Below are 19,751 nucleotides of genomic sequence, written 5' to 3'. Positions count from 1 at the left end.
CATGACGGCACCTCAAGCTTCTCTGAACAAGCCGAAGATCCCGCCGTACAAACTGGCCGGACTGGTGCTCGCAATCATCACCGCCGTGGTCTTCGCATTGACCTGGATGCAGTTCCGCGGGTCCTTCGAGAAGAAGGCGCAGTTGACGGTGTTGTCGGGGCGGGCGGGTCTGTCGATGGATCCGGGGTCGAAGGTGACGTTCAACGGTGTGCCGATCGGCCGGTTGGCGTCGATCGACGTGGTCACTGTCGATGACAATCCGGAAGCCAAGCTGACGTTGGATGTCAAGCCGCAGTATCTGAAGCTGATTCCGGAGAATGTGACCGCGGAGCTGCGGGCGACCACGGTGTTCGGCAACAAGTACATCTCGTTCCTGTCGCCGTCGAACCCGTCGGCCAAGCGGTTGACGCCGGATACGCCGATCCGTGCGCAGGGTGTGACGACGGAGTTCAACACGCTGTTCGAGACGATCACCGCGATCTCTGAGCAGATCGACCCGATCAAGCTGAATCAGACGCTGACTGCGACGGCGCAGGCGCTGGACGGGTTGGGGGACAAGTTCGGTCAGTCGATTGTCAACGGCAATGACATTCTGGCCGACCTGAATCCGCGGATGCCTCAGATCCGTCGGGATACGGCGGGTCTGGCCGATTTGGGTGAGGTGTATGCGAATGCCGCGCCGGATCTGTTCGACGGTCTGACCAATGCGGTGACGACGGCGCGCACGCTCAATGAGCAGCGCGGCAATCTGGATCAGGCGTTGGTCGCGGCGGTCGGTTTCGGTAACACCGGTGGTGACATCTTCGAGCGCGGCGGCCCGTATCTGGTTCGTGGTGCTCAGGATCTGCTGCCCACCTCGGCCCTGCTGGACAAGTACAGCCCGGCGCTGTTCTGCACGATCCGCAACTACCACGACGCCGGGCCGAAACTCGCCGGCGCGCTTGGTGGTAACGGCTACTCGCTGCAGACGCATTCGCTGGTGGTCGGCGTCGGCAACCCGTACGTCTATCCGGACAACCTGCCGCGGGTCAACGCCAAGGGCGGGCCCGAGGGCCGGCCCGGCTGCTGGCAGCCGGTCACGAAAGACCTGTGGCCAATGCCGTACCTGGTGATGGATACCGGTGCATCGATCGCCCCGTACAACCACCTCGAGCTGGGGCAGCCGCTCGTGGCCGAGTACGTGTGGGGCCGCCAAGTGGGGGAGAACACGATCAACCCATGAGCATCAAGGGCACGCTTATCAAGCTCGGCATCTTCTCACTGGTGCTGCTCACCTTTACTGCGATCATCTTCGTGGTCTTCGGTCAGATCCGGTTCAACCGGACCTCCGAGTACTCGGCGATCTTCAAGAACGTCAGCGGTCTGCGCACCGGGCAGTTCGTCCGTGCCTCCGGTGTCGAGGTCGGCAAGGTCTCGGGCGTCAAGCTGGTCAACGGTGGCCAGCAGGCCGAAGTCACGTTCAACGTCGAGAAGTCGCTGCCGTTGTTCGACCAGACCACGGCCGCGATCCGCTACCAGGACCTCATCGGTAACCGCTACCTGGAGCTCAAGCGCGGTGAGAGCAACACGAAGATCCCGCCGGGCAGCACCATTCCGCTGGAACGTACCGAGCCCGCGCTCGACCTCGACGCGCTCGTCGGCGGTTTCCGGCCGCTGTTCCAGTCGTTGAGCCCGGAGAAGGTCAACACCATCTCCAAGTCGATCATCACGATCTTCCAGGGCCAGGGCGGCACCATCAACGACATCCTGGACCAGACGGCGCAGCTCACCCAGAGCATCGCCGATCGGGATCAGGCCATCGGTGAGGTGATCAAGAACCTCAACATCGTGCTGGACACCACCGTCGCGCATCAGCAGCAGTTCGATGACACCCTCAAGAACTTCGAGACGCTGATCACCGGGTTGAAGAACCGGGCCGATCCGATCGGATCCTCGGTGGCCAACATCAGCAACGCGGCCGGCTCGCTGGCGGACCTGCTGTCCGACAACCGTCCGCTGCTCAAGGACACCGTCGGCTACCTCGAGGTGATCCAGCAGCCGCTGATCGACCAGAAGCAGCAGCTGAACGACATCCTGGTGCAGTTCCCGCAAGCGTTGAAGATCATCGGCCGCGCCGGTGGCATCTACGGTGACTTCTTCAACTTCTACGCCTGCGACCTCTCGTTGAAGCTCAACGGGTTGCAGCCAGGTGGCCCTGTCCGAACCGTCAAACTCAGTTCACAGCCGTCGGGTAGGTGCACGCCGAGATGAGGACACTGCAAGGTTCCGACCGCTTCCGCAAAGGCCTCATGGGCGTTGTGGTGGTGGCGCTGGTGATCGGCGTCGGTTCGACGCTGACGAGCGTGCCGATGCTGTTCGCCGTCCCCACGTACTACGGCCAGTTCTCCGATACCGGAGGCCTGAACCTGGGCGACAAGGTGCGCATCGCGGGTATGGATGTCGGCACCGTCAAGAGCATGGACATCAACGGCGACAAGGTCGAGATCGGCTACACCCTGGGTGGGAAGACGATCGGTACCGAGAGCCGTGCGGCGATCCGTACCGACACGATCCTGGGTCGTAAGAACATCGAGATCCAGCCGCGCGGCAGCCAGACGCTGCCCCCGCGCGGGATGCTGCCGCTGGGGCAGACGACGACGCCGTATCAGATCTACGACGCGTTCCTCGATGTCACGCGCAATGCGTCGGGCTGGGATACGGCGTCCGTCAAGGAATCGCTGAACGTGTTGTCGGAGACGGTCGATCAGACCTCGCCGCACCTGAGCGCCGCGCTGGACGGGGTGGCCAAGTTCTCCGAGACCATCGGTAAGCGCGACGAGGACGTCAAGAAGCTGCTGGCGAATGCCAACAAGATCGCCACGGTGCTCGGTGACCGCAGCACGCAGGTCAACCAGCTGTTGGTGAACGCACAGACCCTGCTGGCCGCGGTCAACGAACGTGGCCAGGCCGTCAGCATGCTGCTGGAGCGGGTGTCGACGGTGTCGCGTGAGGTCGAGGGTCTGATCAACGACAACCCGAACCTCAACCACGTGCTGGAGCAGTTGCGTACCGTCAGCGACCTGCTGGTCGAGCGTAAGCAGGATCTGGCCGACACCCTCACTATTGCAGGCAAGTTCATCACCTCACTGGCGGAGGCACTGGCCTCGGGCCCGTACTTCAAGGTGATGCTCGTCAACCTGATCCCGCCGCAGATCCTGCAGCCGTTCGTCGATTCCGCGTTCAAGAAGCGCGGCATCGATCCCGAGGAGTTCTGGCGTAACGCCGGCCTGCCCGCGTTCCGCTTCCCGGATCCGAATGGCAAGCGCTTCGAGAACGGCGCCCCGCCGCCGGCCCCGACGCCGCTGGAAGGCACCCCGGAGCATCCGGGACCCGCCGTGCCGCCCGGATCGCCGTGCTCCTACACGCCGACCGCGGCCGGGATCCCGAGCCCGGGTAACCCGCTGCCGTGTGCGGGCGCCACCGTGGGACCGTTCGGGGACAACCCGTTCGGACCCAATTACGGCCCGCCGGACGTGGCGACCTCGGCGCCGAATCCTGACGGCGTCGCGCATTCGCCGGGTGTGCCCAGCGCGGCCATCCCCGGAGACATGCCGCCGGATCAGCCGGGTGCACCGGTCGAGCTGGCGCCCGGTCCGCCGGGAGCCCGCACCGTTCCGATCGCCCCGATCCCCGTGGCGCCCGGACCCATCCCGGGTTACGCGCCGCACCCGGCGCCGGTGAACGCTCCTCCGGCACCGCCGGGACCGGGGCCGGACGCCGGACCGGCGGGCACACCGCCGCTACCGGGTAATCCGCCGTTCCTTCCGCCCGGGTCGCAGGGATAGGCCGCAGCTATGTCAACAGTATTTAACGTTCGAAACATCAAGTTGCCCAAGGCTTCCCGGGCAGCTGTCATCGTCGGTGCGTTGGCGGTGGCAGCAGCCCTGGTGCTGGGTTACTTCGGCCTGAACCTGTACAAGAAGATGACCAACACCACGGTCACCGCGTACTTCCCCGAGGTGCTCGCGCTGTACCCCGGTGACAAGGTCCTCATCATGGGCGTCAAGGTCGGTGCGATCGACAGCATCGAGACCGACGGCGACAAGATGAAGGTCGTCTTCCACGTCAACAACAAGTACAAGGTGGCCGAGAACGTCACGGCGTCTGTGCTGAACCCGAGCCTGGTGGCCTCGCGCGTCATCCAGTTGTCCCCGCCCTACACGGGTGGGCCGCGGTTGCAGAACAACGCGGTGATCCCGATCGAGAACACCCAGATCCCGGTCGAGTACGACGAGTTGCGCAACCAGATCACCCGCCTGCTCGACGAACTCGGCCCGACCGCGGCGCAGCCCAAGGGCCCGTTCGGCGACGTCATCGACTCCTTCGCCGATGGCTTCCAGGGCAAGGGTGACCAGCTCAACCGCACCCTCAACGGGTTGTCGGAGGCGCTGACCACGCTCAACCAGGGCCGCGGCGACTTCTTCCAGGTGGTCAAGAGCCTGGCGTTGTTCGTCAATGCCCTGCACAAGAGCGATCAGCAGTTCGTGGCGCTGAACAACGATCTGGCTCAGTTCACCAACTCGTTCACGAACACCGACCAGGAGTTGGCGACGGCCCTGCAGGACCTCAACAAGGTGCTCAAGACCACCCGTGACTTCCTGGACAAGAACGGTGGCGTGCTGACGCACGACATCAACAACTTGTCGGAGGCGACGACGGCGATCCTGCAGCCGGAACCGCGCAATGGTCTGGAGACGGGTCTGCACACCTACCCGAACCTGGCGGCCAACGTGCTCAACATCGTCTCGCCCAACCAGGGTGGCATCGTGACTCTGCCGGTTCTGCCGGGTCTGACCAACTTCTCCAACCCGCTGCAGTTCATCTGCAGTTCGATTCAGGCGGGCAGCCGGTTGGGGTACCAGGATTCGGCCGAGCTGTGTGCGCAGTACCTGGCGCCGATCCTGGACGCGATCAAGTTCAACTTCCTGCCGTTCGGCCAGAACCTGGCCAACACCGCGATGACGCTGCCCAAGCAGATCTCCTACTCGGAACCGCGTCTGCAGCCGCCCGGCGGATACAAGGACACCACCGTTCCAGGTATCTGGTCGCGCGACACCTTGTTCTCGCACGGCAACCATGAGCCGGGCTGGACCGTGGCGCCGGGCATGCAGGGCGTGCAGGTGCAGCCGGCCACTCAGCAGATGCTGACGCCGGAGTCGTTGTCCGAGTTGATGGGTGGCCCGGACATCGTGGCCCCGCCGGCCCCGCCGGCATTCGGCGCTCCTCCGGGAGGCAACCTGCCCGGACCGCCGAACTCGTACGACGAGCGCAATCCGTTGCCGCCGCCGTGGTACCCGCAGCCCGGACCGCCGCCGGCGCCCGCGCCGGGGGTGATCCCGGGTGATCCGATGTCGGGTCCCGCACCGGCCGCTCCGGCACCTGGCCCGGCTCCCGCCGGACCGGCCCTGCCTGCTGAGGTCGGAGGGCAGCCGTGATGAAGGGGACGATGAAGACACGTAAGTGGCGTTCCGTCGGGCGCCGCGCCGCGGTGTTGTCGGCGTCCGCGCTGATCCTCACTTCGTGTGGGCAGTGGCGCGGTGTGGCCAACGTGCCGCTGCCGGGTGGGCCGGGCACAGAGTCCGGCCGCACCACGGTCTACGTGCAAATGCCGGAGACGTTGGCGCTCAACGCCAACAGCCGGGTGCGGGTGCGCGACGTGTTCGTGGGCCGGGTCCGCAAGATCGAGCTGATCAACTGGACTCCGACGCTGACGATCGACCTGGAGCCGGGCATCGTGCTGCCGAAGAACACCGAGGCCAAGATCGGCCAGACCAGCTTGCTGGGTTCGCAGCACGTCGAGCTCAATCCGCCGGAGAAGCCGTCCGAGGAAAAGCTGCGCGACGGCGACACGATCCCGCTGGAGCATTCGTCGGCCTATCCGACGATCGAGCGGACGCTGGCCGGCATCTCGGGCATCCTGACCGGTGGCGGTATCCCGAACATCGAGACCATCCAGACCGAGGTGTTCAACATCCTCAACGGTCGCGCCGATCAGATCCGGGACTTCCTGGGCCGGCTCGACACGTTCACCGATGAGCTCAACCAGCAGCGCAACGACATCACCCGGGCGATCGATTCGACCAACCGGCTGTTGAACATCGTCGCGGCGCGCAACGACACGTTGGACCGGGTGCTGACCGAATTCCCGCCGCTGATTCAGCATTTCGCCGACACGCGTGACCTGTTCGCCGATGCGGTGACGTCGCTGGGCCGGCTGTCCAAGGCTGCCGACGACACGTTGTCGAACAGCAACGCGAATCTGCACACCAACCTGCAGAACCTGCAGCGTCCGCTCAAGCAGCTGGCGCGGTCGGCTCCGTACCTGGTGGAAGCGCTCAAGCTGATCCTGACGGTGCCGTTCAACATCGAGAACATCCCGAAGGCCGTGCGTGGCGACTACATCAACGTGTCGCTGACCATCGACCTGACGTTGAGCTCGGTGGACAACGCGTTCCTGTCCGGCACCGGTGTCTCGGGCATGCTCCGGGCACTGGAGCAGGCGTGGGGCCGCGATCCGGCGACGATGATCCCGGACGTCCGGTTCACGCCGAACCCGCACGATGCACCTGGTGGCCCGCTTGTGGAAAGGGGGGAGTGAGACATGTTGCTGACCCGCTTCATCAAGATGCAGCTCGTTCTGTTCACCGTGCTGACGGCGATCGCTCTGGTCGTGCTCGCACTGTTCTACCTGCGATTGCCGACGTGGGCCGGGGTCGGGATGTACAACCTGAACGCCAACCTCCCGAACTCGGGCGGCTTGTACGCGACGGCCAACGTCACCTATCGCGGAACGACGATCGGCAAGGTCACCTCCGTCGAGCCCACCGAACAGGGCGCCCATGTCCGGATGAACATCTACAACCAGTACCGGGTGCCGCTGGACGCCAGTGCCAACGTGCACTCGGTGTCGGCGGTCGGTGAGCAGTTCATCGACCTGGTGTCCGAGGGTGGCAGTCAAGGGAAGTACTTCCGCGACGGCGACACCATCGAGAAGGGCACCGTGCCCGCCGAGGTGGGTCCGTCGCTCGACGCCGCCCAGCGTGGTCTGGCGGCGTTGCCGAAGGAGAAGATTGCGACACTGCTCGACGAGACGGCTCAGGCCGTCGGTGGCCTCGGCCCGTCACTGCAGCGCCTCGTCGACTCCACCCAGGCGATTGCCAGTGACTTCAAGGACAACATCGGTCCGGTCAACGACATCGTCGAGAACTCCGGGCCGATCATCGACAGCCAGGTGAACTCGGGCGACGCGATCTCGCGGTGGGCCAAGAACCTGAACACGCTGGCGGCGCAGAGCGCGCAGAACGACGCGGCGTTGCGCAGCGGCATCCAGCAGGCGGCACCGACGGCGGATCAGCTGAACTCGGTGTTCAGTGATGTCCAGGAGTCCCTGCCGCAGACGCTGGCGAACCTGGAAATCGTCATCGACATGCTCAAGCGCTACAACAAGAACGTCGAGCAGGTGTTGGTGGCGTTGCCTCAGGGTGGCGCCGTGGCCCAGACCGCGACGATCTTCGCGCCCAAGGGTCTGCTGCACTTCGGCCTCGGTATCAACATGCCGCCGCCGTGCCTGACCGGGTTCCTGCCCGCGTCGGAGTGGCGTTCGCCTGCGGATACGTCGACGGCGCCGCTGCCGTCGGGCCTGTACTGCAAGATCCCCAAGGACGCGCCCAACGCGGTGCGCGGTGCGCGTAACTATCCGTGCGCCGACGTGCCCGGCAAGCGGGCCGCCTCGCCCGCGGAATGCCGCAGCAACGAGCCCTACCAGCCGTTGGGCACCAACCCGTGGTACGGCGACCCGAACCAGATCCGCAACTGCCCGGCCCCGGCCGCGCGCTGCGATCAGCCGGTCGATCCGGGCCGGGTCATCCCCGCGCCGTCGGTGAATAATGGGATGAACCCGTTGCCGGCAAGTCAGCTTCCACCACCGGAATCCACGGCGATGCGCAGCGACCCGCTGACCGCGCCTCGGGGTGGCAATGTGAGTTGTAGTGGACAGCAGCCGAACCCCTGCATCTACACTCCGGCAGCAGGTTCGACCGCTACCTATAGCCCGTCCAGCGGCGAGGTGGTCGGTCCCGGCGGTGTGAAGTACTCCGTCACCAACTCGAATAAACCAGGAGATGACGGATGGAAGGAGATGCTGGCACCAGCCAGCTGAACCTCACCGACCAGCAGGACCCTCACACCACCGAACCGCAAGCGGAGGCCGTCACCGAGATCGTCGATCCGATCTCGGTCACGGATGCCCAGGAGGCTTCTCAGGAGTCCGAGTCACGGCCGTCACGGCTGGGGCGGGGCTGGATGGCGGCGATCCTCGCCGGGCTGCTCGTCCTGGCGGCGGCCGTCGGCGTCGGCGGCTACCTGGCGCTGCGGGCGCATCAGGACAGTGAGCGGATCGCCAGCGACGAGGCCGAGGCCCTGGCCGCGGCCAAGGACTGTGTGACCGCGACCCAGGCGCCCGACACCCAGGCGATGATCGCGGCCCAGACCAAGATCATCGAATGTTCGACCGGTGACTTCGGGGCACAGGCCGGCCTCTACAGCGGCATGCTGCTCGACGCCTATCAGGCGGCCAACGTGCAGGTGAAGGTTTCGGACATGCGGGCCGCGGTGGAGAAGCACAACGACGACGGGTCGATGGATCTGCTGGTCGCGGTGCGGGTGCTGGTCACCAACACCGAGAAGTCGGACGAAGAGCAGGGCTACCGGCTGCGGGTGAAGATGGCCCGCGCCGAGGACGGCAACTACAAGGTCGCGCGGCTCGACCAGGTCACGTCGTGACCGCTGTGCTGGACAACGCCGACCCGGCCGCCGCCGCGGAGGCGAGCCCGGCGCGGCTGGCGTCGTGGTCGGCGCGGGCCGGGGCGTTCGCCATCGACGTGTTGGCCCCCGCCGGATTCATCGTGACGGCGACACTGGTCGCCCAGGGCACGGCGCTGGGCAAGTGGCTGTGGTGGGCGGTGTACGCGGGCGGGCTGGTTCTGCTGGTCGCCGTCGCAGGTGTGAATCGCATTCTGTTGCCGGTGCTCACGGGGTGGAGCCCGGGACGCGCGGTGTTCGGAATCCGGGTGGTATCGCCGGCCGGTGACGCCGGTCTGGGGCGGCTGCTGCTGCGTGACCTGGCCCATCTGCTGGACACCGCGGCACTGTGCCTGGGTTGGCTGTGGCCGCTGTGGGATTCACGCAGAAGGACCTTCGCCGATCTGTTGACCAGGACCGAGGTCCGTCGCGTCGACCGGCCGGAGTCCGACGTCCGGCGTCGCGCCGCAGCATTGTTGCTGACGCTCGCGCTGCTCAGCGCAATCGCGGCGGGGCTGGGATATCTGCTGGTGTACAAGCAGGACCGGGCAGTGGACGAGGCCCGCGCGCAGATCGCCGAGCAGGGCCCCAGGATCGTCGAGCAGATGCTGAGTTACGGGGCGGATTCCGTCGACGCGGATTTCGCCAAGGCGCAGTCGCTCACCACCGACAACTACCGACAGCAACTGGTCGCCCAGCAGGACGCGGTGCGCAAGGCCGGGCCGACCACGAACGACTACTCGGCGGTGAGCAGTGCGGTACTGCCGGGCGCGACCGCGGACGCGGCCACGATGCTGGTGGCGCTGCAGGGCCAGCGCGGTACCAATCCGCAGGAGCTGAAGTTCATCACCGCCACGGTGCGGGTGGACTTCCTGAAGTCAGACGGCCATTGGCTCGTCGACAACCTCACGGTGCTCAAACGGCCGGTGCTGAACGGGGGCGGACAGTGAGCCCGCGTCGCCGAATCGAACCCGACGAGCGCGACTACTTCGCCGTCGAGCCCAAGGAGCCCAAGGAACCGATCCGGTGGGGCCTGCCCATCGTCGGGATGATCTCGGCGCTGGTCATCACCGCGGCGCTGGTGGGCAGCACGCTGATCCTGATCCGGCATGAATCAGATCGTCGCGCCGAGATCAAGACCGCCGGTGCGCTGGACTACGTGCGCGAGTTCATGACGGTGTACACGACGCTGGATCCGTTCCACGCCAACGACTATGCCGACCGCATCGCCTCCCAGGCCACCGGCGATTTCCGAAAGATGTTCCAGGAGAAGCAGAACGAGATCGTCGTTCAGGTGGCCCGGGCCGAACCGACCGAGGGGTCGGTACTCGACGCCGGTGTCCAGCGGTGGAATGACAACGGGAGTGCCGACGTTCTGGTCGCCACGAAGGTGAGCACTCGAACCCCTGACGGGAAGTCCGTGATCGAAAGCGGCAGCCGTTGGATTGCGACGACGATCTGGGAAGGACAGCAGTGGAAGATCAGCCAGCTGATTCAGGTGATCTGACCACCGGCGAGCCTGAGAAGGCGCGCCGCAGGCTGCGTTTCAGGCGGCGCCGCCGTGGCGAGACGGAGGTTGAGACTGCGGTTGAGGCGCCCACATCGGCTGACGTCGAGACGCCGGAATCCGAGGAATCCGACGCGCCCGATGCCACCGCGGAACGGCGGACCCCGACGGGCAAGTCTGGGCGCAAGTCCGTCGTGGAGCCTGAACCGGATGTCGAGGCAGAGGCCGAAGTGACGGCCGAACCTGAGCCGGAACCGACGGCAGAACCGGAGCCGGAGGCCGAGGCCGACGCTGAGGTTGATGCTGAGGTTGGTGCCGACCCGGACGCTGACGCCGATGAGACGGCTGAGGATGCGCCCGCCGAAGACGTGGTGTTGGTTCCGCACCGTGAGGCCGGTAAGCGGCTGACGTATTTCACCGCGGGTGCAGCGGCCGTGTTCGTCGCGGCGGCGGCGTTCGGCGGCGCGATGCTGCAGCCGTACCTGGCGGATCGGGCGCTGGTGGCGACCAAACTGCAAGTGGCACGGACTTCGGCCGATGCCATCACCACGCTGTGGACCTACAACCCGGACAACATCGAAACCCTGCCGGATCGGGCCGAGAAGTATTTGTCGGGCGACTTCGCGAACCAGTACCGAAAGCTGATCGATTCCCTCGTCCCGACCAACAAGCAGGCACAGGTCACCAACAACACCGAGGTGATGGGCACTGCGGTGGAGACCATCGGTCGTGATGAGGCCACCGCGATCGTGTACACCAATACGGTGTCGACGAGCCCGGTGACCAAGAACGTTCCGTCGCTGCGCTACATGTCGTATCGGTTGATATTGCAGCGCACTGACGGGGATTGGCGGATCACCCAGATGCCGGCGTTGACCCAATTGGACTTGTCGCCGCAGCTGTAGCGGCCAGGATGTAGCTATGGCCATCGCCTCGCCGGTAACCGAGCGGTCGACCGTTGTGGCACTGTTGTTGTTGACGGGCGCCACCGGAATCGTCGACGCCGTCAGTGTGCTGGTACTGGGACATGTGTTCGTCGCCAATATGACCGGCAACGTGATCTTCCTGGGCTTCTGGTTTGTGCCGCACTCAGGAGTTGACGTGACCGGCGCCCTGGTGGCGTTCATCGGGTTTGTGCTGGGCACCGTGGTGGGCGGCCGGCTTCGTCGCCATCTCGACAGTCATGTCCGCACTTGGCTGACCACTGCCTTGGGGCTGGAAGTCGTTCTGCTGACCGTGCTTTCGATTCTGGCCGGCACCGGTGTGCTGAACTATCACGACAATCGAAAGTTCATCCTGATCGTGCTGGCAATGACTTTCGGGATCCAGAATGCGACGGCGCGTCAGTTCGGCATCCAGGAGTTGAGCACGACGGTGCTGACCCAGACGATCGTCGGTCTGGGTTTCGACAGCCGGCTGGCGGGCGGCACCGGGGACCGTGAGAAGTTGCGTTACGGCGTGGTGGCGACGATGTGCGGCGGCGCGATCCTGGGGGCCACGCTGTCTCAGTTCACCGTCGCACCGGTGATCGCCCTGGCGGCAGTGGTGGTGGCGATCAGTGCGTTGATCTTCAAGTTCGGGCCGGCGTCTGAGCCGGCGTCGCCGCAGGACGTGCGCTGATCCAGCTCTCACACTCGCTCGCCGCGTCTCGCAATGCGCTGACCTCCCCGAAGTACGCGGCCACCGCGCCTACACCGGGCAGCATCCCGAGGTAGCGGTAAACCTTTTGCGGGTGAGGTCTTTTCGCGATCTCCTCGCCGGTAGCCCGCACGCTGCCGGCGAAGCTCCAGAGTTTTTCCGGCAGCGATTGCGGCGGACTCTCCGGGCCGCCGGCGGGGCTGTGGGCGAGGCGACGGTCGCACAGGATCGCGCTGAGCATCCGTACTTGCTCGTCGCGGTCGGTGACACCATCCTCGCGAGCCACGGCGCACAACACGATTGCCTGGTTGGAGAACCCGAGGATGTCCTGGAGCGGAAGCCGGTTGGCGATGACCCCGAACGCACCGGGGAATGCCACGGGAATGGTGGTCACCGCCCCCGCACGGTGCACCCACCACTTCACGTGCCCCTGTTGGTCCATCTCGGCCCAGGCCTTGGTGCCCGGCAGCTCAGCGAAATTGAGCAATGCCGCCGCGACATCGAGGGACTTGCCGACCGCGCCCTGGCCGGGCTCCTCTCGATGGGTGCGCCGCCTCAGCCCGAGCGGGTCGAATCGAGTGAACACATCGAGGGCAGGGTTGATCACGGCCACCGCATGATCGAGTGCTCCGGCAACGTCGGCGTCCGAGAGGCGAGTGAAAGGCAACAGGTTGATCCCCACGCCAGCTATCTTGCCGGATGGCTGCGGCGGTCGCCGTTCGCTACACGAACTTGATGCTCCTATTCGTGTCAGGCGACTTGTAGCCACTGCCTGTACGTTTCGGCGAAGGTGTCGTCGCGTTGTAATCCGCGTTCGATGCGGGAGATGACGGTGGGCCAGACCCCGAAGTGGTTGGCCGCGGCGGTGACGGTGATGTTCTTGGCTTGCCGTGCTGGGCGCAGGTCGGTGTATTCGGGTACGGCGATCTGGCGGGTCAACAGTTTGAACATCTCGCGGGCGATGGCCCGTTTGAGTTTGCGCAGGACTTCGACCTTGCTCTTGCTGTGGCCGTTGCGCAGCTGACGCTGGGCGTAGTCCTTGGTCGGCTGATGGTGAGACAGCCGCACCAACGCGATGCGATGCAGCGCGTTGTTGGCGGCGCGGTCCCCGCCGCGGGAGAGTCGATGTCGGTTGGTCTTCCCGGAGGATGCAGGGACCGGTGCCACTCCACACAAGGCGGCGAAGGCCGCTTCACTGTGGAGCCGGTGCGGGTTGGCTCCGGCGGTGATCAAGAGCTGGGCTGCGGTGTCCGCGCCGACACCGTAGGCTGCCCGCAGTCCGGGATTGGCCTCGGTCACCAAGGCGTCGATCTGCGCTTCGAGTGCCTCGGCTTGGGTCTCGAGGAATTGCACGCGTTGGGCGAGCAGTTTGGCCGCGACGAGCAGCGACTGCGCCCACCGATCTGACACGGTATCGGGACGGCAGCGGGCGATCGCCTCGATGATCTTCAATGTTGTTAAGCCACGGTACTTTTCACGCACCGCATCGGGCGCAGACACCAGCATCGCTTTGAGTTGGTTGATCACTGCGGTGCGGTGCTTGACCGCTGAGCGACGCGCGATGTGCAGAGCCCGCAACCCGGCGGTGGCGTCGTCTTTCGGGATGGCCAGTCCGTCGCCGGCCAGCGCGGTCCGAGCGGCGCTGTAAGCGTCGAGGGGATCGGATTTGCCTTTGAGCCGGCGGGTGGATTTGACCGCGCGGGTCACCTCCACGACCTCGATGCCCGCAGTAGTGAGCGCGCGGGTGAACCCGGCACCGTAGCTGGCGGTACCCTCCACGCCGACCCGCTCCACCCGCCCCAACGACGTCAAGAATCGAATGGCCGCGGTGTATCCCGCACGCGTCGTCGGAAACTGCCGGTCACCGATGCCGGTGCCGGTCGTGGAGATTGCGGCGACGTGGATGGTATCGGCGTGGGTGTCCGCACCGGCGACGATGAGCGCAGGTTCTGTCAAGATGATGGTGTCCCTTCTGACCGGATGTGTTGGGTAGGGGCACACACCGGCCAGGGCGGGCAGACAAGACATTGATGAGGAACGGCCAGGCTCCTAATTAGGTCATGTCCGTCCTGACCGGCGTGCTTATCGGCACGCACCGCGCAGGCCGGACAAATCAAGTAATAGACAGTCCAGCAGGACGTCAGTCAGACCCGGAGTCACGACCTGCGCGGTAACGCGCTTCCATCATCAATGTCAGACCCCTTTGGGATGATCGTGGCATGTCTTCGGACGCATCTTCATCCGCCGCCGGCGAGGCGCCTGCGCGGCGGGTGGAGGTGCTGTTCGGCGAGTTGTCGCAGCTGTGCGGGCAGCGCAACGCGATCGACGGCCGGATCGTGGAGATCATCGCTGAGCTGGAGCGCGACGAGTTATGCGGCGCCACCGGCGCCCGCTCGATCACCGCATTGGTGGCCTGGAAAACCGGGGTCACACCGCGCCGCGCCGCGACCCTGGTTGCGGTGGCCCGCCGGCTGGAGGAGTTTCCCTGCTGCGCCGACGGCCTGCGTGAAGGCCGGCTCTCGCTCGATCAAGTGGGCGTGATTGCGGAGAAAGCCGCCGACGGTTCCGATGAGCATTATGCGGAGTTGGCCACCGTCGCCACCGTCAGGCAGTTGCGCACCGCGGTCAAACTCGAGCCACGCGCTGAACCTGAGCCGAAACCCGAACCGCAGCGGTCCTTCACCCGGGTCGAGGGTGACGGGCACACCACCTACCGGATCATTCTGCCGCGTCTGGACGCCGCCAAGTTCGACGCCGCATTGCAGGCCCATCACGACGGGCTGGTCGCCGAGTGGAAACGTGATCACGACACCGATGGGGACGACGAGGGCGCACCGCCGTTCCCCGACCGTGTGGATGCGTTCATGAGCCTGGTCGAGACGGGCTGGGACACCGAGGTCGCGCGTCGACCGCACGGTCAACACACCACTGTCGCAATGCATTTGAATGTCGCCGACCGCATCGCCGCCCTGCACCTGGGTCCGGTGTTGTCTGATGAGGAACGCCAGTACTTGTTGTGCGACGCCAACTGTGAGGTGTGGTTGGAACGCCAGGGCCAGCCGATCGGTGTCGGCCGTAGCACTCGCACCATCAGTCGCCGGTTGCGTCGGGCTTTGGAGCACCGTGACCGCTGCTGTGTGGTTCCCGGCTGCGGAGCCACCCGCGGCCTGCATGCTCACCACATAATCCACTGGGAGGACGGCGGGCCCACCGACCTGGACAACTTGGTGCTGGTCTGCCCCTATCATCACCGTCTGCACCACCGGGGCGGCATCACAATCACCGGGCCCGCACGCCGCCTGGTCGTCACCGACAGCTCCGGGAAGCAGCTACACGGCGGGTCTTTGGCCTGCCCACCGACCACGCCACCCCCCGATGTGCCGCCGTGTCCCGGCCCCACCGGCGAACGCGCCGACTGGTGGTGGTACCAACCGTTCCAACCTCAACCACCGCCGAAAGCCGCATAGGCCAGGGCGATACGGCCGTGGATCAGGCGTAACCGTCCACCCATGTACCGGTGTCATCGGTGCGGATGACAAGAGTGCCCCCTGGCACCGACATGAGGGCGGCGGGCCACGACACGGCCGAAATTCTGCCAGTTCGCACCGGTAGCCTGGCTGATATGCCCAATGCTGCCGACCGGGCCGACGACTTCGTCAAACGTCGTGCGTCGGCGCCCGCAGGGTTCTTCGCCGCGGAGGCGGCCGGACTGAAGTGGCTGGCGGTGGCGGGCGGTGTGCCGTGTGTTCCGGTAATCGGTTACGACGCAACCTCATTGACACTGCGGCGGCTGTACCCTGTGGCGCCGTCAGTGCAGGCGGCACGCGACTTCGGCGCGCGCCTGGCCCATACCCACGATGCTGGGGCGTCGGCCTATGGAGCCGGGCCGGACGGGTATGACGGGGACGGATTCTTCGGTCCGATGTCGCAGCCACTGCCGATGTCGTTGGCCGGCAATGATTCTTGGGGCACCTTCTATGCCGACGCCCGGTTGATGCCGATGGCGGAGCTGGCCGCACCAAGGCTCGGCGTTGAGACCCAGGACACCGTCGCGGAGGTGGCCGATCTGTGCCGCACAGGTGTCTTCGATGACCACGACGGACCGGCCAGGCTGCACGGCGACCTCTGGAGCGGCAACGTGATATGGACGGCCGACGGCGCGGTCCTCATCGACCCCGCCGCACATGGTGGGCATCGCGAGACAGATCTGGCGATGCTGGCCCTGTTCCGCTTTCCGTTCCTCGACGACGTGCTGGCCGCGTACCAGACTGTGCGCCCGCTGCGTGACGGATGGCGCGATCGGGTCGACCTGCATCAGCTCTATCCGCTGCTGGCTCACGTTGTGCTGTTCGGTGGCGGCTATGTGGGTCAGGTCGATGCGGCGGCCCGACGGGTCCTGGCTGCCTCCAGCAAACTACGGATCGAGTAGTTCGAAACGTTCATTGGGCATTATCCGCGTCGACCGGCGCAGGTTGGCGCGGTTTCTTCCGCGCGCGGAATCGGTTGACAGATCACCGGCGGTTTGGCAACCGCAAGGTCGGGGCGGACAGTGGATAGCAACATCGCATTCCGCGCCGCGCAACACGCGCCACAATTGCTTGTCGGTGGCGTCAATATATTTAAGCCAAGCGCAGTGCCGATTAGGCCTGTCGTCACTAGTTTGCGACAAATTGCGAAGGCGAATAGTGAAATCTTTCCAGCAATGCAGTGATGGACATCACATTAGTGCTACGTTGCCTGAGATCAACCTGAGAAAGCGGCCGAAAGGACTGGTCAGATGGCAGTCAAACACCGTAGGCAGCGGCGGCGCGTCAAGAGGGTGGCGACTCTCGGTGCGGCAACCGCAACAGTCACCGCGCTTACGGTGGGCGTTGCTCCGCCACCGGCTCAGGCCGCCGCGGTCCAGCGAGACTTGCGGCTGCAATCCGGGGTCCAGATCTTCCCGCCACCCGACCAGATCCCGGACCTCACGGGCGGCTTCGGAACCCAGGTGTACAACCAGTTCCAAACCGTCGGCGCACAGCTTCAAACGGCGTTCGTCAACACGTTCAACTTGGCTGCTCTGCTGCAGGCGGCGGGTATCGATCCGACCGCCGCCATCGAGGGTCCACTGAATGACGCGCTGGGTGGGGCGCTCGGCGACGGTCTCGGAGGTCTCAGCGTCGACCCCACGCCGCTGCTCCAAGCGATCGGCACCGGACTAGGCATCGGTGGTCTCATTGCGCTTTTAGATGGCCTCGGAATGTTGCCCGATCCGATTCCCATCGCTGAGCTGGCCAGCGGTCTCGGAGTGAATCTCGACGACCCGCTGTCGTCACTGGGCATCAACCTCATCACTTCTGGCGGTGTTTTCACTCTCCTCAAACTGCTCGGGGCCGACCTGGGGTGGACACCCTCGTTCCCCAACTCGGTCGCTGACGAGATCAACAACACGCCGTACCTCGAAGTCGGTCTGGGATCGATCTTTACCGCGCTCGGTCTTCCCACGAGTGGGCCAGAGTTCAAACTGTTGGAAGACACGATCAGGGCACTTACCGGCATTACCCTTCCGCCCCTCACCACCGACGTTGTGGATCTCCGCGTACCCGTCGTCGCGGGTTGGGGTTTCGGTGCCTTCGCCGCGGGTGCGGCGTATCAGCAGGTCGTCGATGATCTGCCGAATCAGCCTGGAGGCGCGAACAACGTCGGAACCGATCCGCTGCTCGGCAGTTTCACGATCCTGCCGATGATCCTGATCGACAACCCGGGCCGCGCTAACGGCGGCATCCTGGCCCGTGCCTACCCGCTCTTCGGGTTGTTGGGGATCGACACCGTGACACCGGATACGCAGGTGCAGAGCAGTACTGACGGGAACGGTCTTCTCAACGACATTCAGATCTTGGGATTGACCCTCGGCGGAGCCAATCTGATCCCCATCAAGATCGACGCCACAGCCGAGTACCTGCCGCTGTCGGACTTCGCGGCCTGGCCCAACCCGTTCACGATGGCGAATAACGTTGCAGCAGGGCTATTCCCGACGTATATCCTGCGAAACCAATCGCTGGACACGCTCACCACGGTTCTGGTCGACCAAGTCGTCGAGCAGCTGGGCGCGGACATCACCGACTATTTGGCCAACCAGGGCGGTGATCCCACCAAGGGGCCCAAGCTCAACATCTACGTCACCATCCCGGCCAACAGCTTGCCGCTGCTGGAGCCCACGTATCTGGCATACGACGTCATCAACCTGCTGACTGGGGCGAACCTCAACAACCCGATCGGTACGGCGCTGAGCCCGGTGCTCACCAGCCTGGTGAACCTCGGCTACACCGATGTGGAGTACAACGAGGAAACCGGGATCTATGAACGCACCCTCGACGAGGCCGACATCCCAACGGCTTTCGGCACCCTCCCGGCTGATGTCGACTGGACGCAGGTGCCGGGGCATCTGGTGAACAACCTTCTCACCGGCATTCAGAAGGCGATCGACGACGGATTGGTGAGCCAGACTCCTGTCTCCAATCCGATCAAGACGTTGCTCGGCTTGCTCGGCGTGGGCAATCCCTTGGAGAGCCTCACGCCGGATGTGCTGGACACCCTCGGTGACACCAGCGCGCTGAACCTTGCGAAGACGAGCTTCCAACCGCAAGGCATCACGCAGACCAACCTCGGCACGGACACGGTTGATCTGAAATCCGTGATCGACGAACCTGTCGGAGGTACCGCCCAGGAGAACGCGAATGACGGCCTGAAGAAGCTCAGCGCCGCGGGCGACGATGCTCGTCAGGGGCTGGAGAAGACTGTCAAGGACGCTGGCGAGCGCGCGAAGGCCCAGTCCGAGAAGGCACGTGAGCGGACCGCCACCGCGGTCAAGAACACCCAGGAGCGGCTGAACAAGCTTGCCGAGAACGGCCGTAAGCAGATCAAGTCAGCCGCCGAGGGCCTCCGGGAGGGTGCTGAGAAGGCGGTCAATGATGTGAAGGACAACGTCGAGAAGGCCGCCAACAAGCCCGAGAAGAAGCCCGAGAAGAAGCCCGAGAAGAAAGCGGAGACGAAGACCGAGAAGAAGGCCGAAAAGAAGGACGCCGCCTGAGGCCTGATCTGCCTGGTGCATCCGCTCACTACGATTGAATGGATGACTGCGGAAAGGCGTGGGCGCGGTCGGCCCGCCGGGCCGGGGGTTGACGTCGCGCAACGTCGCTCGGATCTGCTCGACGCTGCCGAACGTGCGATTCGTACCCACGGGCCGGATGTGGGGATCGCCGAGGTGGCCAAGGAGGCCGGCTTCGTGCGCTCGGCCGTCTACGCGGTGTTCCCGAATCGGGCGGCCATCCTGTCTGCGCTCGGTGAGCGTCAGGCGCATCGGCTGCTCAGCGAGATCACCAGGCGTGCAGCGGGTTCGACCGATCTGCGGCAGCGTATGTCGCTGTTCTTCGACGTGATCTGTGGCTGGATGGCCGACGATCCGAACCTGTACCGGGCGTTGAGCGTGCACGCTGCGGGCGGGCCGGAGATGCCGGGAATCTTCGACGAACTTGCCACCGCCGTCGAGGCCATGCTGGCGGTATCCATGGCGGCCGGCGGTGCCGACACCGCTGCCGCGGCGCCGTGGGCGCGGGCCATCGTCGGGTCGGCCATGGTCAGCGCGCAGTGGTGGCTACGGGAGTCGTCGATGCCCAGAGAAGAACTCGTCGAGCATCTGACGAAACTGTGCTGGGACGGTGGCTCAGCCCTGCCGTTCAGCCCTTTCGATGTTTCGGCTATTGACAGCGGTGGGCCATAAAAGACA

The 19,751-nt window shown here is 65.1% G+C and carries 17 protein-coding genes; 15 read left to right on the top strand and 2 right to left on the bottom strand.

Annotation, left to right across the window (positions count from 1 at the left end; all coding sequences use genetic code 11):
• Position 1 precedes the first annotated feature (1 nt).
• From K6L26_RS00465 to K6L26_RS00415, 11 genes are read left to right on the top strand one after another with little or no spacing between them, the layout of a single operon-like run.
• Positions 2–1,222 carry an MCE family protein gene (locus K6L26_RS00465; RefSeq protein WP_048895851.1) on the top strand — a complete coding sequence of 407 codons (1,221 nt, stop codon included), beginning with the start codon at positions 2–4 and terminating at the stop codon, positions 1,220–1,222.
• Positions 1,219–2,250 (top strand): virulence factor Mce family protein, encoded by a 1,032-nt coding sequence (locus K6L26_RS00460; RefSeq protein WP_019349089.1) that lies wholly within the window; start codon positions 1,219–1,221, stop codon positions 2,248–2,250. The genes K6L26_RS00465 and K6L26_RS00460 overlap by 4 nt, the downstream gene beginning before the upstream one ends.
• Positions 2,247–3,824, top strand: a complete 1,578-nt coding sequence (locus tag K6L26_RS00455) for an MCE family protein (RefSeq protein ID WP_043371412.1) — start codon at positions 2,247–2,249, stop codon at positions 3,822–3,824. The genes K6L26_RS00460 and K6L26_RS00455 overlap by 4 nt, the downstream gene beginning before the upstream one ends.
• Before the next feature lie 9 nt (positions 3,825–3,833).
• Positions 3,834–5,474 carry a virulence factor Mce family protein gene (locus K6L26_RS00450; protein WP_043371406.1) on the top strand — a complete coding sequence of 547 codons (1,641 nt, stop codon included), beginning with the start codon at positions 3,834–3,836 and terminating at the stop codon, positions 5,472–5,474.
• An 11-nt stretch (positions 5,475–5,485) separates the two neighbouring features.
• Complete coding sequence (locus tag K6L26_RS00445; protein WP_043371415.1) at positions 5,486–6,637, top strand: virulence factor Mce family protein; 1,152 nt, start codon at positions 5,486–5,488, stop codon at positions 6,635–6,637.
• Positions 6,638–6,643: 6 nt separating this feature from the next.
• Entirely contained in the window at positions 6,644–8,197 is a 1,554-nt protein-coding gene (locus tag K6L26_RS00440) for an MCE family protein (RefSeq protein WP_043371418.1), read from the top strand.
• Entirely contained in the window at positions 8,167–8,820 is a 654-nt protein-coding gene (locus K6L26_RS00435; protein WP_019349094.1) for an Rv1363c family protein, read from the top strand. Before K6L26_RS00440 ends, K6L26_RS00435 begins: the two co-directional genes overlap by 31 nt.
• On the top strand, positions 8,817–9,788 hold the full coding sequence (locus K6L26_RS00430) for an RDD family protein (protein ID WP_064896339.1): 972 nt from the start codon (positions 8,817–8,819) through the stop codon (positions 9,786–9,788). The genes K6L26_RS00435 and K6L26_RS00430 overlap by 4 nt, the downstream gene beginning before the upstream one ends.
• A complete protein-coding gene (locus K6L26_RS00425; RefSeq protein WP_064896337.1) occupies positions 9,785–10,345 on the top strand; it encodes an Rv1363c family protein in 561 nt (186 codons plus the stop codon). Before K6L26_RS00430 ends, K6L26_RS00425 begins: the two co-directional genes overlap by 4 nt.
• The gene (locus K6L26_RS00420; protein WP_064896335.1) at positions 10,312–11,250 is read left to right on the top strand and encodes a hypothetical protein; all 939 of its coding nucleotides are present in this window, start codon (positions 10,312–10,314) and stop codon (positions 11,248–11,250) included. Before K6L26_RS00425 ends, K6L26_RS00420 begins: the two co-directional genes overlap by 34 nt.
• Before the next feature lie 16 nt (positions 11,251–11,266).
• Entirely contained in the window at positions 11,267–11,965 is a 699-nt protein-coding gene (locus tag K6L26_RS00415; protein ID WP_047039559.1) for a YoaK family protein, read from the top strand.
• Here K6L26_RS00415 and K6L26_RS00410 read toward each other — a convergent pair.
• Together K6L26_RS00410 and K6L26_RS00405 are read right to left on the bottom strand one after the other, a co-directional pair.
• Positions 11,916–12,665 carry a hypothetical protein gene (locus tag K6L26_RS00410; RefSeq protein ID WP_435405253.1) on the bottom strand — a complete coding sequence of 250 codons (750 nt, stop codon included), beginning with the start codon at positions 12,663–12,665 and terminating at the stop codon, positions 11,916–11,918. The genes K6L26_RS00415 and K6L26_RS00410 overlap by 50 nt on opposite strands.
• 68 nt (positions 12,666–12,733) lie before the next feature.
• Positions 12,734–13,939: an IS110 family RNA-guided transposase gene (locus tag K6L26_RS00405; protein ID WP_047041212.1), complete on the bottom strand. Its 1,206-nt coding sequence runs from the start codon at positions 13,937–13,939 to the stop codon at positions 12,734–12,736.
• Between the two features lie 263 nt (positions 13,940–14,202).
• On the opposite strand from K6L26_RS00405, the gene K6L26_RS00400 reads away from it, so the two are divergent.
• The 4 genes from K6L26_RS00400 to K6L26_RS00385 all read left to right on the top strand — a co-directional run bounded on the left by K6L26_RS00400 (position 14,203) and on the right by K6L26_RS00385 (position 19,745).
• On the top strand, positions 14,203–15,450 hold the full coding sequence (locus tag K6L26_RS00400) for an HNH endonuclease signature motif containing protein (protein ID WP_221852404.1): 1,248 nt from the start codon (positions 14,203–14,205) through the stop codon (positions 15,448–15,450).
• Positions 15,451–15,515: 65 nt separating this feature from the next.
• On the top strand, positions 15,516–16,412 hold the full coding sequence (locus tag K6L26_RS00395) for a fructosamine kinase family protein (protein WP_308204269.1): 897 nt from the start codon (positions 15,516–15,518) through the stop codon (positions 16,410–16,412).
• 348 nt (positions 16,413–16,760) lie between these two features.
• Positions 16,761–19,055, top strand: coding sequence for an AAA family ATPase (locus K6L26_RS00390; protein WP_174551572.1), 2,295 nt, complete (start codon positions 16,761–16,763; stop codon positions 19,053–19,055).
• A gap of 42 nt (positions 19,056–19,097) precedes the next feature.
• Complete coding sequence (locus K6L26_RS00385; protein WP_036390585.1) at positions 19,098–19,745, top strand: TetR/AcrR family transcriptional regulator; 648 nt, start codon at positions 19,098–19,100, stop codon at positions 19,743–19,745.
• Positions 19,746–19,751: the final 6 nt, after the last annotated feature.

Origin of the sequence: Mycobacterium farcinogenes, assembly GCF_019739075.1 — a bacterium.
Taxonomy (GTDB): Bacteria; Actinomycetota; Actinomycetes; order Mycobacteriales; family Mycobacteriaceae; genus Mycobacterium; species Mycobacterium senegalense.
This window is presented reverse-complemented; position numbering and strand designations above follow the sequence as displayed.